At 71.9% G+C, this 13,486-nt stretch carries 12 protein-coding genes; 8 read left to right on the forward strand and 4 right to left on the reverse strand.

Features of this window, described 5'->3' with window-relative positions; genetic code table 11:
* Window positions 1-80: 80 nt before the first annotated feature.
* The 3 genes from AB5J49_RS17305 to AB5J49_RS17315 all read left to right on the forward strand — a co-directional run bounded on the left by AB5J49_RS17305 (window position 81) and on the right by AB5J49_RS17315 (window position 2,590).
* Entirely contained in the window at window positions 81-830 is a 750-nt protein-coding gene (locus AB5J49_RS17305; protein WP_369169527.1) for a hypothetical protein, read from the forward strand.
* 155 nt (window positions 831-985) lie between these two features.
* Window positions 986-1,582 carry a dihydrofolate reductase family protein gene (locus AB5J49_RS17310; protein WP_369169528.1) on the forward strand — a complete coding sequence of 199 codons (597 nt, stop codon included), beginning with the start codon at window positions 986-988 and terminating at the stop codon, window positions 1,580-1,582.
* A gap of 75 nt (window positions 1,583-1,657) precedes the next feature.
* On the forward strand, window positions 1,658-2,590 hold the full coding sequence (locus AB5J49_RS17315; protein ID WP_369169529.1) for a GNAT family N-acetyltransferase: 933 nt from the start codon (window positions 1,658-1,660) through the stop codon (window positions 2,588-2,590).
* 9 nt (window positions 2,591-2,599) lie between these two features.
* On the opposite strand, the gene AB5J49_RS17320 is transcribed toward AB5J49_RS17315, so the two are convergent.
* Window positions 2,600-4,723: an ABC transporter substrate-binding protein gene (locus AB5J49_RS17320; protein ID WP_369169530.1), complete on the reverse strand. Its 2,124-nt coding sequence runs from the start codon at window positions 4,721-4,723 to the stop codon at window positions 2,600-2,602.
* Window positions 4,720-5,115, reverse strand: coding sequence for a hypothetical protein (locus AB5J49_RS17325; protein ID WP_369169531.1), 396 nt, complete (start codon window positions 5,113-5,115; stop codon window positions 4,720-4,722). The genes AB5J49_RS17320 and AB5J49_RS17325 overlap by 4 nt, the downstream gene beginning before the upstream one ends.
* 271 nt (window positions 5,116-5,386) lie before the next feature.
* Here AB5J49_RS17325 and AB5J49_RS17330 point away from each other — a divergent pair, with 271 nt between their 5' ends.
* Window positions 5,387-6,187: a sugar phosphate isomerase/epimerase family protein gene (locus AB5J49_RS17330; protein ID WP_369169532.1), complete on the forward strand. Its 801-nt coding sequence runs from the start codon at window positions 5,387-5,389 to the stop codon at window positions 6,185-6,187.
* A 132-nt stretch (window positions 6,188-6,319) separates the two neighbouring features.
* Window positions 6,320-7,558 carry an MFS transporter gene (locus AB5J49_RS17335; RefSeq protein ID WP_369169533.1) on the forward strand — a complete coding sequence of 413 codons (1,239 nt, stop codon included), beginning with the start codon at window positions 6,320-6,322 and terminating at the stop codon, window positions 7,556-7,558.
* On the opposite strand, the gene AB5J49_RS17340 is transcribed toward AB5J49_RS17335, so the two are convergent.
* A complete protein-coding gene (locus AB5J49_RS17340; RefSeq protein WP_369169534.1) occupies window positions 7,539-8,156 on the reverse strand; it encodes an alpha/beta hydrolase in 618 nt (205 codons plus the stop codon). The two genes, AB5J49_RS17335 and AB5J49_RS17340, sit on opposite strands and share 20 nt — an antisense overlap.
* 51 nt (window positions 8,157-8,207) lie before the next feature.
* Here AB5J49_RS17340 and AB5J49_RS17345 point away from each other — a divergent pair, with 51 nt between their 5' ends.
* Entirely contained in the window at window positions 8,208-9,155 is a 948-nt protein-coding gene (locus AB5J49_RS17345) for a LysR family transcriptional regulator (protein ID WP_369169535.1), read from the forward strand.
* Between the two features lie 20 nt (window positions 9,156-9,175).
* On the opposite strand, the gene aroA is transcribed toward AB5J49_RS17345, so the two are convergent.
* Window positions 9,176-10,405, reverse strand: a complete 1,230-nt coding sequence (aroA, locus tag AB5J49_RS17350) for a 3-phosphoshikimate 1-carboxyvinyltransferase (RefSeq protein ID WP_369169536.1) — start codon at window positions 10,403-10,405, stop codon at window positions 9,176-9,178.
* A 435-nt stretch (window positions 10,406-10,840) separates the two neighbouring features.
* Between aroA and AB5J49_RS17355 the strand changes: the two genes are divergently transcribed.
* Window positions 10,841-12,685, forward strand: coding sequence for a glycoside hydrolase family 3 protein (locus AB5J49_RS17355; protein ID WP_369169537.1), 1,845 nt, complete (start codon window positions 10,841-10,843; stop codon window positions 12,683-12,685).
* A gap of 139 nt (window positions 12,686-12,824) precedes the next feature.
* Window positions 12,825-13,472: a hypothetical protein gene (locus AB5J49_RS17360; RefSeq protein WP_369169538.1), complete on the forward strand. Its 648-nt coding sequence runs from the start codon at window positions 12,825-12,827 to the stop codon at window positions 13,470-13,472.
* Window positions 13,473-13,486 lie beyond the last annotated feature (14 nt).

Consider the following 13,486-nt stretch of genomic DNA (forward strand, 5'->3'; position numbering starts at 1 on the left):
CCAGGGTCTTCCCCGGTGCCGACGGCGGCTGGTACATCATCCGGATGAGCGACGGGGGAAGACCCGAGGGTGCCGGACCCGTGACCCGGCGTGTGGCCAACTGCTGTCTCGTACTGCTGATGATTCCGACTGCCCTGGTCGCGTACTTCTGGTACACGGTCTGGCACGCCGACCAGGTGAACAGCGAGCGCCGGCAGGACGCCCTGAACTCCCTTCTCCGGCACGCCCACGAGCAGGCGGACGCCACCGGCAGTGCGCTCACCGGCAGCGGCTCCGGCGCCGATGCCGACACGCTGACCGGGGTGATCTGGCGGCACAGCGAAACCCCGCTCATCAGCTACGACCCGGCACGTCACCGGTTCACCGCCACCGCACGCAGGGCCGAGCTCTACGACAGCGAGGGGGTGATCCTGGGGAGCGGCTCCGATCAGGTCGCACGCTGCCTGCGGTTCACCTTCGTCCGCGGCTCCGGTTCGGCCTGGACGTCCGCCGTGGCCGTGCGGGACTACGAGGAGTGCCTGCCGGGCTCGCGGATCGGCAGCTCGGCCGACACGGCGCGGAGCCGCATCGCGCGGATGAGCACCATGGAGCTGACGCCCACCGGGGTGCGGCGCGCTCTCGACCCCACCGGCGAACTCGGCTACTTCGACGTCAGGAGCGCCGAGCGCAGGGGGCGTACCGCCACCGTCACCGTCCTGATCGAAGACACCTACGGGGCGCAGGGGCACGCCACGGCCAAGCAGTGCTATCGGTTCGTCCGGGACCTCGGCGGCGCATACGGCGACGACGTGACCAGCGTTCCGCTGAGCACCTGCCCGAAGGCCACCTGAGGTCCGCACCCCCTGCCGAATCCCCCGTTCCGCGTCTATCACTGGCCCCACCGATGATTTCCGGGCCCGACTCCGGTCTCCATCGCCGTAATCACCCGAGCAGCACCCGAGCAGCATCCGAGCAGCACCGGGCGCAAGAACCAGGAGTGTCTTCCATGCGCATCGTGATCACCGAGTTCATCAGCCTCGACGGCGTCGTGCAGGCCCCCGGCGGCCCCGAGGAGGACACCGACGGCGGCTTCGCGCACGGCGGCTGGTCGCACCCGTACTTCGACCCGGAGGTGCTCGGCTCAACGTTCAGCGAGGGGCTGGAGAAGGCCGAGGCGCTGCTGTACGGGCGCCGTACGTATCTGACGATGGCCGGGGCCTGGCCCGAGCGGGCCGGTGACCCCTTCGCCGACCGGCTGAACTCCCTGAAGAAGTACGTCGTGACCGACACCCTCGGCGACGACGAGCTGACCTGGAACAACACCACCCGTATCCCGGGCGGCGAGGCCGTGGCCCGGATCCGCGAGCTGCGTGAGCGCGAGGGCGGCGACCTGGCGATGATGGGCAGCCCCACCCTCGTCCGCACGCTCATCCAGGAGGGCCTGGTCGACGAGTTGCAGCTCGTGGTGATGCCGGTGCTGCTGGGCGGTGGCAAGTCGATCTTCCCCGAGGACGGCGGGAAGCGGCCGTTCGAGCTCGTGTCCACGGTCACCGGGAAGACGGGCGTGCAGGTGTGCGTCTACCGGCCGGCTACCGAGGACTAGCAGGGAAGGCGCGGGCGTCCTAGGCTCGACCCACGGTATCTCTGACTGAGTCAACCATCCGGGGGGTCGACGATCATGACCGTCCATGACATCCGCGCCTTCAACCGCTTCTACACGAACGTCATCGGCGCCCTCGACTACAGCCGCCACCTCTACGCCCCGTACACCCTCACCGAGTCCCGCGTCCTGTACGAGCTCGCGCACTCCCCGCGTACCGACGCGGCCGATCTGCGGACCGAACTCTCCCTGGACGCGGGGTACTTGAGCCGGATCCTGAACAAGTTCGAGCAGGACGGGCTCATCGAGCGCACCCCCTCCCGGGAGGACCCGCGGCGCCGCCGCGTCACGCTCACCGCGCGCGGCCGGGAGACCGGCAAGCTGCTGGAGGAGCGGGCGAGCGAATCGGTCGGCTCGCTGCTGTCGACGGTGCCGGCCGACGAACGCCCGCGCCTCGCCGAGGCGATGACGACCGTCCGTACGATCCTGTCCCAGGGCCGCCCGCCGCGCCGCGAGGACGTCCTGCTGCGCGAGCCGGGCCCCGGCGACCTCGGCTGGATCGTGCAGCGCAACGCCGCGCTGTACGCCGCCGAGTACGGCTTCAACGCCGACTACGAGGGGCTGGTCGCGAGGATCGTCGCGGACTTCGCGCAGGACCACGATCCGCATCTGGAGCGGGTGTGGATCGCCGAGCTGGACGGGCGGCCGGTGGGCTGCGTGATGGTCGTACGGGACGAGGCGCCCGCCACGGCCCGGCTGCGGCTGCTGCTGGTCGAGCCCGACGCCCGCGGCCTCGGCATCGGCGACCGGCTCGTCTCGGCCGTCGTCGACTTCGCCCGCGGCGTCGGCTACCGCGACCTCGTCCTGTGGACCAACGACGTCCTGGCCGCCGCCCGCCGCATCTACCGGCGCCACGGCTTCGTCCTGGCCACCGAGAAACCCCACCGCTCCTTCGGCAAGGACCTCAACGGCCAGGACTGGCGGCTCGATCTGCACAGCACGCAGGAGTGACCTGCTGGGTCAGACGCCCGACCAGCGACCGCCGCGCACTTGGTAGACCTGCACCCGCCGGGTGATGGCGTCGCCGTAGCGATCGAAGCCGACGCGGCCCATCACGCCGTCGAACGCGACCGCCTGCACCGCTTTCCGCAGGTCACCGCGGGCCGTCGGCGGCAGCTCGCCGCCGGTGATGTGCACGCCCTCCTTGAAAGCACGTATCAGCGCCCAGGTGGCGTCATAGGCGTATCCCCCGTAGGGGCCGTAGGGAGTCGAATAGCCGGCCTTCTCGTAGTCGGTGATGAAGGGCTTGGCGGAGTCGAGCCGCTCGGCGACGACCCCGCCGACGGTACAGATGTCGCCCACCGCACCGCTGCCCGCCTCGGAGATGTAGTCACTGGAGCAGAGGACGTCACCGCCCGCGACGCGGATGCCGGGGTCCGCGGCGTGCAGCTGCTTGCTCAGCGCGGCGCCGCCCTCGTAAGAGCCGCCGAAGTACACGACGTCGGCATCGGCGGCGCGGGCCTGTTTCACCTCTTCGGTGAACGCACGCTGGTCGTCGTCCACCTGGCTCTCCCCCACGATTCGCCCGCCCTCCTCGCGGAACGCCGTCTTGAACGTCTCCGCCAAGGAGTGGCCGTAGACCTGCTTGTCGTCGATGACGAAAGCCCTGCGGCGTCCGTCCCATTCGTGCAGGTATCCGGCCGCGGCGGGCCCCTGGGCCATGTCGTTGACCACCGTGCGGAAGTAGGTGTCGTAGGGCCTGGACCGTGGGCCATCCAGCCAGTCGGCGCCCAGAGTGAGCTCGGGAGCGGAGTTCGCGGGTGAGACCTGGGGCAGGTGTGCCTGGACGAAGACCTCCTGCATGGGATTTGCGACGGATGCGTTGAACGGCCCCACGACTCCGACCACGTCGGAGTCGGCGACGAACTTCGTGGCGTTCACCTGCCCCGTGGCGGGCTGGGCCTTGTCGTCCAGGGCCTGGACCTTGAACGTGACACCGGGGACGAAGTCGTCCTTGTTCGCCTTCTCCACGGCCAGCTCTGCCGAGTTCTTGATTCCCTTGCCCAACTCCGCGAGGTCACCGCTCAGGGGAACGCTCACCCCGATCCCGACGGTGAGCTTGTTCTTCGTGTCCCCGGAGTTGCCGGAGTTCCCGGACCCGCCGCCGTCCGACGATCCGCCCCTCGCCCCCTCCCCGAAGACGGAGTCCAGCATCAGGGGAAGCATCCCCAGCGCGGCGACCAGCACGGTGGACACCACCACGACCGTCCGGCGACTGAGCCGCCTGCGACGCCCTCTCACCGCCGAGGAGCCGGCCGTGCCCGCGGCGTTCTCAGCCGGTGCGTCGTCGGCGGGTTCGTCCTTGGTCGACGTGCCCTCGGGCGGCGGTGGCGGGGGCTCGGGCGGCCGGTAGCGGTTGCGGGCCAGGGCGATCGCACCCGCTGTGTTGCCGTTGCGCTGCTGGGGCTTCGGCATGCCCTTGGCCGTCAGGGAGCCGTACAGATGCTGATACAGCGTCATCATGGTGAGAAGAGGTGGCGCCTGCGGGATCCCCTTTTCGAGGGCACCGATCAGCTCACCGGTGAACGCGGTGTACCTCTCCCCCGGCGGTGCCAGCGCCGTCCTGGTCTCCGACGTCGCGGTCAGCACGAACGTACCGCTGATGTCGGACATCCCGCCGAGCCCCGAGGACGACATCGCGCCGTGCAGGGCGAGGCCGCTCCAGCAGCAGTCCAGGATCACCACCTTGCGGCGTGCCCGGGCCTGCGGGGCCAGCAGGAGCTCGCGGATGTCCTGGTAGCGCAGGGCGCTGTAGAGGAGCCGGGGGTTGGTGCGGGGAAGGCCGAGATAGAGCTCGTTGGACAGCTCGTGCACGAAGCCGTGCCCCGCGTAGTAGACGAGGAGGGTGTCCTCGGCCTCGTCGGCGAGGCGGGCGACCTCTTCCAGCGCCTGGTCGCGGTCGGGTTCCGGGAGCATGCGTACGTGGTCGGGTGCCAGGCCCCATACGCTCGGGTCGCCTAGGAGCTCCGCGAGCCGGGTCAGGTTGCGGGACACGGCGGGCAGCGGTTCGAGGCCGGGGTCGGCGAAGGAATGGGCGCCGATCAGCAAGGCTCTGCTGAGCGCCGGTTCGGAGAGTTCGCTCATGGCCGGGGGCGGTCGAGCGTGGCGGCCGTCGCCGGGGTGCCGTCATCCGGCTCGGCGGTCGGCGCGGTCAGCTGTCTCACCAGCCGTTCGATCTGCTCGGCGTCGGCGCCGCTCACGGTCACGGTGACGCCCTCACGTTCCACTTGGACGCGCGGTGCGTTCCCCCGCGACCGGCGCCAGGTCGCCACGGCCACGAGCAGTCCCCCCAGGCCCACCGCGTTGCTGAGCACGACGTCGATCAGATCCAGGCCGGGGCCCATGGCGCCCGGTGTCGCGTTCCTGCCGCGCAGGGTGAGAGTCGCGCCTGCCGAGTCGGGGTCCCGCAGCAGCCAACGCTGCAGTGCGCGGAGCTGTCCCCCGTCGTCGTCGAGCACGGTGATACCGAGCCGCATGCTTCCCCCTCGCACGCTCGCACGCCGCCTATTTCGGCACGATGCCGGTGATTTTCGGCATCATAGCGACGCCACGAGCACTCGGCGTCGACTGTGGAAAAGCAGTTCCCTATCTGCTCCGCAGCCGTCCCCCGCGGAGCAGATACCGCGCATGGATGTGACGCGAACCAGCCGCGAGCGATCAGCTACGGAGGAATTCGAAGGGCATCGTGCAGGAAGTGCCGCGCGGGGGCGTGCCCGGCCTCGACCGGGACGAGTAGGGTCGAGGACCATGAAACTGGCGTTCTCCACCCTCGGCGTCCCCGGTCTCCCTCTCCCCGACGTGCTGCGGCTCGCGACCGCGCACGGGTACCACGGCGTCGAGTTGCGCACCCACCCGGAGGAGCCGGTGCACACCGGCCTGGATGCCGCCCAGCGGGCGGACGTGGTGGGCGATTTCAAGGCGGCGGGCATCGAGCTGCTGGGGCTCGCCGGGTACGCGCGCGTGGCCGCGCCGGGTGACGACGGGCCCGTGATCGAGGAGATCCGCACCCTCCTCGACCTGGCCCACGACCTCGGCGCCGGCTTCGTCCGCGTCTTCCCCGGCGCCGACCCCGAGCAGAGCCGGCAGTCGGCGGACGCGATCGCCGCGCGGCGCCTCGGTACGGCCGCGGAGTACGCCGCCGACATGGGCGTACGGATCCTGCTGGAGACCCACGACTCGCACCGCACCGGCGCCGACGCGATCCGCGTCCTCGGCCTGGTCGGCCACCGCCACGTCGGCTCGCTGTGGGACGTCATGCACACCTGGCTGGGCGGCGAGCAGCCCTCGGAGAGCTACGCGGCCCTCTCCCCGTACCTCGGCTACGTCCAGGTCAAGGACATCGCCTCCGCCGACGACACGACCCCGCTCCCGCTCGGCACCGGGGTGCTGCCGCTCGCCGAGTGCGTGGAGGTGCTCTCCCGGCACGGCTGGGACGGCTGGCTGTGCTGGGAGTACGAGAAGCGGTGGTACGAGGCCGCCGCACCGCTCGACGGACTGCTGGACGCGGGCCGGGAGCACCTTTCCCGGCTGCTGAACGAGTCGGCCTAGGCCCGGTCGGGCCCGGTGCCCGTAACCGGGTCCGTCCGCACCCGGCGCCCGTAATTCGCTGGCCCGGCACGAGGGCGGCCGTATAGCGTCCCCCCTCGTGCCCGAACCCGCCCCGCGCCCCGTCATGCCCTCATGAGCCTCGCCCGTACGTTGATCGACGTACGGCCGCTGCGCACGTCCCCCGCCTTCCGGCGGCTGCTGATCGGGCGGACGGTGTCCGTGCTCGGCAGCTTCATGACCATGGTGACCGTGATGTTCCAGGTCTGGGACATGACGCACAGCGCGGTCTGGAGCGGTGCGGTCGGCCTCGCGCAGGCGCTGCCCCTGGTGGGTGTGGGCCTGCTCGCCGGGTCGTGGGTGGACCGGGGCGACCGGCGGCGGATCTTTCTGGTCGCCACCGTCGGGCAGGCGGTCTGTGTGCTGCTCCTCGCGGTGCAGGGCTTCACGGGGCATGTGCCGGTCGCCGGGATCCTCGCCCTGGTGGCGGCCGGCTCCTGCTTCGGCGCGGTCGGCGGTCCGGCGGCGGGCGTGTTCGTGCCGCGGCTGCTGCCCAAGGAGCAGGTGGCGGCCGGGCTGGCCCTCAACCAGGTCACCGGCCAGGCGATGATGCTGCTCGGCCCGGCGCTGGGCGGGCTGTTCCTCGGCTGGTTCGGCATCGGCGTCTGCTATCTGCTGGACGCCCTGAGCTTCGGCGTCGCCTTCTACGGCGCCTTCGGTCTGCCCGCGCTGCCGCCCGAGGGCGAGCCGGCGCGGGCCGGGCTGCACGGCGTCCTGGACGGCCTGCGCTTCCTGGCCGGCAACCGGGTGGTGCGCGGCGCGCTCATCACCGACCTCGCCGCCACGATCCTCTCCATGCCGGTCAGCCTCTTCCCCCTGATCAACGCCGAACGCTTCGGCGGCAACCCGCGCACCCTCGGCCTGTTCCTGTCGGCGGTCGCGGTGGGCGGCGTCACGGCGACGGCCCTGTCGGGTTCGCTCACCCGCCTGGGCCGCCCCGGTCTGGTGATGCTGTGCGGGGCGGCGTCGTGGGGCACCGCGCTGGCGTTGTTCGGCCTGACGACCAGCCCGTGGGCGGGGCTCGGGCTGCTGGTGGTGGCGGGTGCCGCGGACGCCCTGTCGGTCGTCTCACGCAGCACGATCGTCCAGACCCGTACCCCGGACGCCCTGCTGGGCCGGGTGACGGCCGCCGAGCAGATCGTCGGCCAGGCGGGGCCGCATCTCGGCAATCTGCGCGGTGGCCTGGTCGCCGGCTGGTCGTCCGGCGCGACCGCCCTGGTCACGGGCGGGCTGCTGTGCGTGCTGGCGGTGGCCTACGTCGGTGCGAGCACGCCGGAGTTGCGGGACGGCGCGGCTACCGCGGACGGGCCGTGAGCGGCGCGGTGGGGTCCAGGCACCACCCCAGTACGGCGGGCCAGGGGCCGTAACCGGCGTCCAGGTCGAGGTGGGCGGCTCCGGGGAGGATGTCGGTCGGGAGGTCGAGGGGGCGGCCGTAAAGGGTGTCGGCGCCCTCCTCGCAGTACGGGTCGTCGTCGCCGGCGACCAGGCGGGTGGGGCCGGGGAGGGTGAACTCCAGGGGCGGCGGGGCGAATCGGGCGACCTCCGGGTGCCGAGCGAGCACGGCGCCGGACGGCGGGGCGACGAGCAGCACCCGGTCCACGGCGTCGAGCCCGGGCAGCCCGCGCGCGACGGCGTGCAGCCACAGCACGGCGGACAGACTGTGCGCGACCACGACGCGCTCCTGCCCTGTCTCCGACCCTGCCTCCGACCCCGCCTCCGACCTCGCGTCGAGTCCGCCGAGATGCCGGGCCAACTCCTCCAGCCAGACCTCGAGTTCGGGGTCGTCGGGGTCGGGCAGCTGCGGGTGGTCGACCTGGTGGCCGAGCTCGGTGAGACGGTCGGCGAGCCAGTGCTGCCAGTGGTCCTTGGGGCGGCGGTTCTGCCAGCCGTGGAGGATGAGGTAGGCGGTCATGGCGTCGATGGTTTCCGACCACCGTCGCGCCGGTCCAGTTAATCTTTTGCGGTGGAACCGTTAAGCGAGAGCTTCAGCATCGATCTGCGCCGCCTGACCGTCCTGCGCGAACTCCAACGCCGGGGCAGCCTCGCCCGCACCGCGCAGGCCCTGCATCTGACGCCGTCGGCGGTCTCGCAGCAGATCGCGGCGCTGGCCCGCGAGGCAGGCGTACCCCTGACCCAGCGGAAGGGAAGAGGCGTACGCCTCACCGGCCAGGCCCGGGTGCTGCTCGCGCACGCCGACCTGATCGCGGCCCAACTGGAGCGGGCACGGGCCGACTTGGCGGCGTACGGGGACGGCGGGCGCGGGTCGGTGACGATCGGCTGCTTCTCCAGCGCGATCCTGGGCCTGCTGCCGGAAGCGCTGACGGCACTGCGCGAGCGTCTGCCGCACGTCCGTGTCGACGTGGTGGAGGCCGAGCCGCCGGACCTGTTCACGGCGCTCGACGGGGGCGAGGTCGACGTGGCCGTGGCGGTGGACTTCGCGGCGACACCGCCGTACGCGGACCGCCGCTACCACCGGATCGACCTGTGCACGGACGTCCTGGACATCGCCGTCCCGTCCGGCCACCGTCTCGCCGACGGTGACCGCGTCGACCTGCGGGAGCTGGCCACGGAGCCGTGGATCGTGGGCGACGCGCGCAGCTGCTGCGGCGCGGTGGCACGGTCGGTGTGCGCGGCGGCGGGTTTCACACCGGACATCCGGCATGCGGTCAACGACTGGGGCGCGCTGGCGGCCCTGGTGGAGGCGGGACAGGGCGTGGCCCTGATCCCACGCCTGGTGCACCCCCTGTACGCGCACCGCCGTATCGCCCTGCTGACGACGCGGGGCACTCCCCCGTCCCGGAACGTCTTCGCGGCGGTACGGACGGGCGCGGAGGGCGACCCGGTCCTGGCCGCCGTACGGAATCAGCTGTCGGTGTCCGCCAGGGAGTTGACGACACCCGCACCAGCTTGAAGCTCACCGGACAACCCCCGTCACAACCGCGCGCGCAACGCCCCGAACTCCTCGTGGAAATGCGGGAAGGTCTTCCGTACGCACCCGGGGTCGTCGAACGAAATGCCCGGCGTCCGAAGCCCGGTCACCGCGAAGGACATCACGATGCGGTGGTCGCCGTAGGTCTTGACCTGCGTTCCCGCGGGCGTACCCGGCTGGATCTCGATCCAGTCCGGCCCTGTGGTCACCTCCACCCCCAGCCGCCGCAGGTTCTCCGCACAGGCCTCCAGCCGGTCGCACTCCTTCACCCGTGTGTTCGCCACGTCCTCGATCCGTACCGGCCCGGAGGCGAACGGTGCGATGGCCGCGAGGGTCGGCATGGTGTCGGAGATGTCCCGCATGTTGACGGTGACGCCCCGCAGTTCGCCGGTCCCCCGGACCGTCGTCGACTCCGTGCCCACCGACACCTGCGCGCCCATCCGCCGCAGGACGTCGACGAAGCCCAGGTCGCCCTGGAGCGCCCCTTCGCCCAGGCCCGGAACCGTCACCTCGCCGCCCGTGACGGCCGCCGCCGCGAAGAAGTAGCTCGCGGTCGACGCGTCGGGCTCCACCGCGTAGGTCGTCGCCCGGTAACCGCCCGGCGGGACGACGAAGACGTTCCCCTCGCGCCGTACCTCCACCCCGAACGCCCGCATCATCGCGATCGTGATCTCGACGTACGGCACCGAGACGAGGTCGGTGACGGTGATGCGCAGGCCCTTGCGGGTCATCGGCCCCAGCAGCAACAGCGCCGTCAGGTACTGCGACGACTGCCCCGCGTCCAGCGTCACGCCCCCGCCCTCGACGCCGGCCGCCGTCACCGTCAGCGGGTGATGGCCCTCCTTCTCCGCGTGCCGCAGGTCCACGCCCAGGTCGCGCAGGGCCCGGGTGAGCGGCAGCAGGGGGCGGCGGCGCATCTGCGGCGAGGCGTCGAAGCGGTAGGTGCCGTGGCCGGTCGCGGCGAGCGTCGGCAGGAAGCGGGCCGTCGTCGCGCCGTCCCGGCAGTAGACGTCGGCCTCGGCGGCGGCAGGGCCCTGCGGACGGCCGTCGACCTGCCAGGTGCCCGGGGTCCGGCCGACCCGGTAGCCGAGCCGTACCAGCCCCTCGGCGAAGCCCTCCGTGTCGTCCGAGCGGAGCGGGCGCCGAAGGGTGGTGACACCGTCGGCGGCGGCCGCCAGGAAGAGGGCACGGGCGGTGATGGACTTGGAACCGGGGACGTCGACTGCGGGCATGCCCTCATGATCGCCCGGGTGCCGGCTTCGGCGCCGCGACGTCCACGGGATGGACCCGCACGGCCCTGACCCGTCACTCGCCCGACCTCTCGCCCGATGCCCACGCGTCCCGTGGAACGCGGCGGCCCCGGGCGTACCTGGTTCGCGGATTCCGGCCGTCCCCGGGAACCCAGCCCCACCCGCGCTCGTCCAACCCGCGCGCTGCCGGAGAGTCACCGTGGTCCGGTGTCGGCCCTCGCTGCTGGCTGCGATCGCTGACCACCCTCTCCGCCGTACCGCGGCCGGCAGCACGCCGTCATCGGCGCGCCCCCTCCAACTGCGCCGATGGCGGCCCCTCTCTGGTTACGGTGCACTCCCTTGACTGGCAGAAACTTCCCGGTTATTGGTGACTTCTCGGAAGTTTCCTTCAGCGCACCACCTCCGGAAGGAGCGCACGTGCCCGACACCAGCACGGGAAGCACGGGAAGCACCGCAACACCTTCAAGACGTACGGTCCTCGCGGCCACCGCCGGCGTCACCACCGCCCTGGCCGTCGGCGGCAGCGCGCACGCCGGCGCCCCGGACGACAGGAAACTGCGCGCCCTCATCGCCCGGATGACCCTGCCGGAGAAGGTCGGCCAGCTCTTCGTCATGCGGGTCTACGGCCACTCGGCGACCACCCCCGACCAGGCCGACATCGACGCCAACCTCAAGGAGATCGGCGTCCGGACGGCCGCCGAGATGGTCGCCAAGTACCGGGTGGGCGGCATCATCTACTTCACCTGGGCGCACAACACCCGCACTCCGCACCAGATCGCCGACCTGTCCAACGGCATCCAGAGGGCGTCCCTCACCCAGCCCCGCGGCCTGCCCGTCCTCGTCTCCACCGACCAGGAGCACGGCATCGTCTGCCGCGTCGGCGAGCCCGCCACCCTCTTCCCGGGCGCCATGGCCATCGGGGCGGGCGGCTCACGCGCCGATGCCCGCACCCTCGGCCGGATCGCCGGACAGGAACTCAGAGCGCTCGGCATCCGGCAGAACTACTCCCCCGTGGCCGATGTGAACGTCAACCCGGGCAACCCGGTGATCGGCGTCCGTTCCTTCGGCGCCGAACCGGACGCGGTGGCCGGCATGGTCGCCGCCGAGGTGGCCGGATATCAGCGCTCCCGGCAGATCGCGGCCACCGCCAAGCACTTCCCGGGCCACGGCGACACGGCCGTCGACAGCCACTACGGCTTCCCCGTCATCACGCACACCCGTGAGCAGTGGGAGACCCTGGACGCACCGCCCTTCCGGGCCGCCGTCCGCGCCGGCATCGACTCGATCATGACCGCGCACATCATGGTCCCGGCCCTCGACGACTCCGGCGACCCGGCCACCCTCTCCCACTCGATCCTCACCGGCATCCTGCGCGAGGAGTTGGGCTACGACGGCGTGGTGGTCACGGACTCCCTCGGCATGGAGGGCGTACGGACGAAGTACGGCGACGACCGCGTCCCCGTCCTCGCGCTCAAGGCGGGCGTGGACCAGCTCCTCAATCCTCCGTCCCTCGACATCGCGTGGAACGCGGTCCTCAAGGCCGTCCAGGAAGGCGAGTTGACCGAGGCGCGGCTCGACGAGTCGATCCTGCGGATCCTGCGACTGAAGGCGAAGCTGCGGCTGTTCGAGGAGCCGTACGTCAGCCAGGGCGGGGTCGACCGGCACGTCGGGACCGCATCCCACCTCAGGACCGCCGACCGCATCGCCGAGCGGACGACGACCCTGCTGGTCAACGAGGGGGCACTGCTCCCGCTGTCCCGCCGCACCCACCCCGAGGTCCTCGTCGTCGGCGCCGACCCGGCCTCCCCGTCCGGCACGACGGGACCGCCGACCGGCGTGCTCGCCGCCGCCCTCACCGAGCTGGGCTTCACGGCGACCGCCCTGTCCACGGGTACGGCACCCTCCGCCGCCACCGTCGCCAGGGCAGTCGAGGCGGCCCGGACGGCGGACGCGGTGGTGGTCGGGACGTACAACGTCACGGCGAGCAGCACACAGAAGGCGCTGGTCGAGCAGCTCCTCGCGACGGGCAAGCCGGTGGTGGCGGTCGCGATCCGCAACCCGTACGACGTGGCCCACCTGCCCGCCGTCCCCGCCTGCTTGGCCTCGTACTCCTGGACCGACGTCGAGCTGCGGGCGGCCGCGCGGGTGATCGCCGGGCGGGTGGCACCGCGCGGGAGGCTGCCGGTGCCGGTGCAGCGGGCGGACGATCCGGCGCGGGTGCTGTATCCGGTCGGGCACGGGCTGACGTACGGGAGCAGCTAGCGCCCCGTAGCACTTTGTACGTAGTGCCCGTACGCGAAATACCGATCCCACTCACCCCTAACCAGCCCAAAGGACCCCACACGCCTGGCGTGGCCCGTGATCGCGGGCCACGCTGGACGGGGGTACCGGGGGGAGTGCAATGCGCGGGAGATGTGCCGTTGGGGTGGTCTGTGCGTTTCTGGTGCTGCTCATCCCGCTGTTGACGGGGTGTCAGAGCCGGTCGGGGGCGGCGGGGGAAGCGGACGGGCGGCTCGACAAGACCGCGAGCGAGCAGCAGGTGGCGCCGACCCTGCCCGCCGGATACGGCGTGGTGTTCCTCGGCGTCGACGAGTGCAGTTCCTTCGGTACGTCGAGCTTCACCGAGGTGTCCTGCACCAGTGAGCGGGCGGCGGCGCGGGTCGTGGCGCGACACGACGGAAAGGCGGGCGACGGGCCGCTGTGCCCCGGGACCACGGACTTCGTCCTCCACATCAGCCAGCAGAGCCGCACGTCCGACGAGGACGGAGACGGCGCGATCCCGCAGGGCTACGCCTGCATGCGCAACCTCACTTCGCCCCACCCCGGCGACCCCGGCGGCGGAGGCGGCCCCCGCACGATCGTCGGCGACTGCGTCTACGGCTCCGGCGACGGCCAGGTCCGCGAGACGTCGTGCGACGGCAACGGCGAGCAGAAGCCGCAGTACAAGGTGACCAGGTCCGTCGGCAAGCGGGCCCACTGCCCCCCGTCGACGGCCCTGTACGTCCAACTGGGCGGCGAGAAACCGGTGGGGTGCGCGCGGCCGGTGTGAGCGCCGCCCTCGGG

The sequence above is a fragment of the Streptomyces sp. R28 genome (assembly GCF_041052385.1).
Taxonomy (GTDB): Bacteria; Actinomycetota; Actinomycetes; order Streptomycetales; family Streptomycetaceae; genus Streptomyces.

Excerpts from the sequence above, each read along its gene's own strand:
- AB5J49_RS17310 (WP_369169528.1), top strand. The coding sequence starts at position 986 with ATGCGCATCGTGATCACCGAGTTCATCAGCCTCGACGGCGTCGTGCAG.
- AB5J49_RS17315 (WP_369169529.1), top strand. The coding sequence starts at position 1,658 with ATGACCGTCCATGACATCCGCGCCTTCAACCGCTTCTACACGAACGTC.
- AB5J49_RS17320 (WP_369169530.1), bottom strand. The coding sequence starts at position 4,723 with ATGAGCGAACTCTCCGAACCGGCGCTCAGCAGAGCCTTGCTGATCGGC.
- AB5J49_RS17325 (WP_369169531.1), bottom strand. The coding sequence starts at position 5,115 with ATGCGGCTCGGTATCACCGTGCTCGACGACGACGGGGGACAGCTCCGC.
- AB5J49_RS17330 (WP_369169532.1), top strand. The coding sequence starts at position 5,387 with ATGAAACTGGCGTTCTCCACCCTCGGCGTCCCCGGTCTCCCTCTCCCC.
- AB5J49_RS17335 (WP_369169533.1), top strand. The coding sequence starts at position 6,320 with ATGAGCCTCGCCCGTACGTTGATCGACGTACGGCCGCTGCGCACGTCC.
- AB5J49_RS17340 (WP_369169534.1), bottom strand. The coding sequence starts at position 8,156 with ATGACCGCCTACCTCATCCTCCACGGCTGGCAGAACCGCCGCCCCAAG.
- aroA (WP_369169536.1), bottom strand. The coding sequence starts at position 10,405 with ATGCCCGCAGTCGACGTCCCCGGTTCCAAGTCCATCACCGCCCGTGCC.
- AB5J49_RS17360 (WP_369169538.1), top strand. The coding sequence starts at position 12,825 with ATGCGCGGGAGATGTGCCGTTGGGGTGGTCTGTGCGTTTCTGGTGCTG.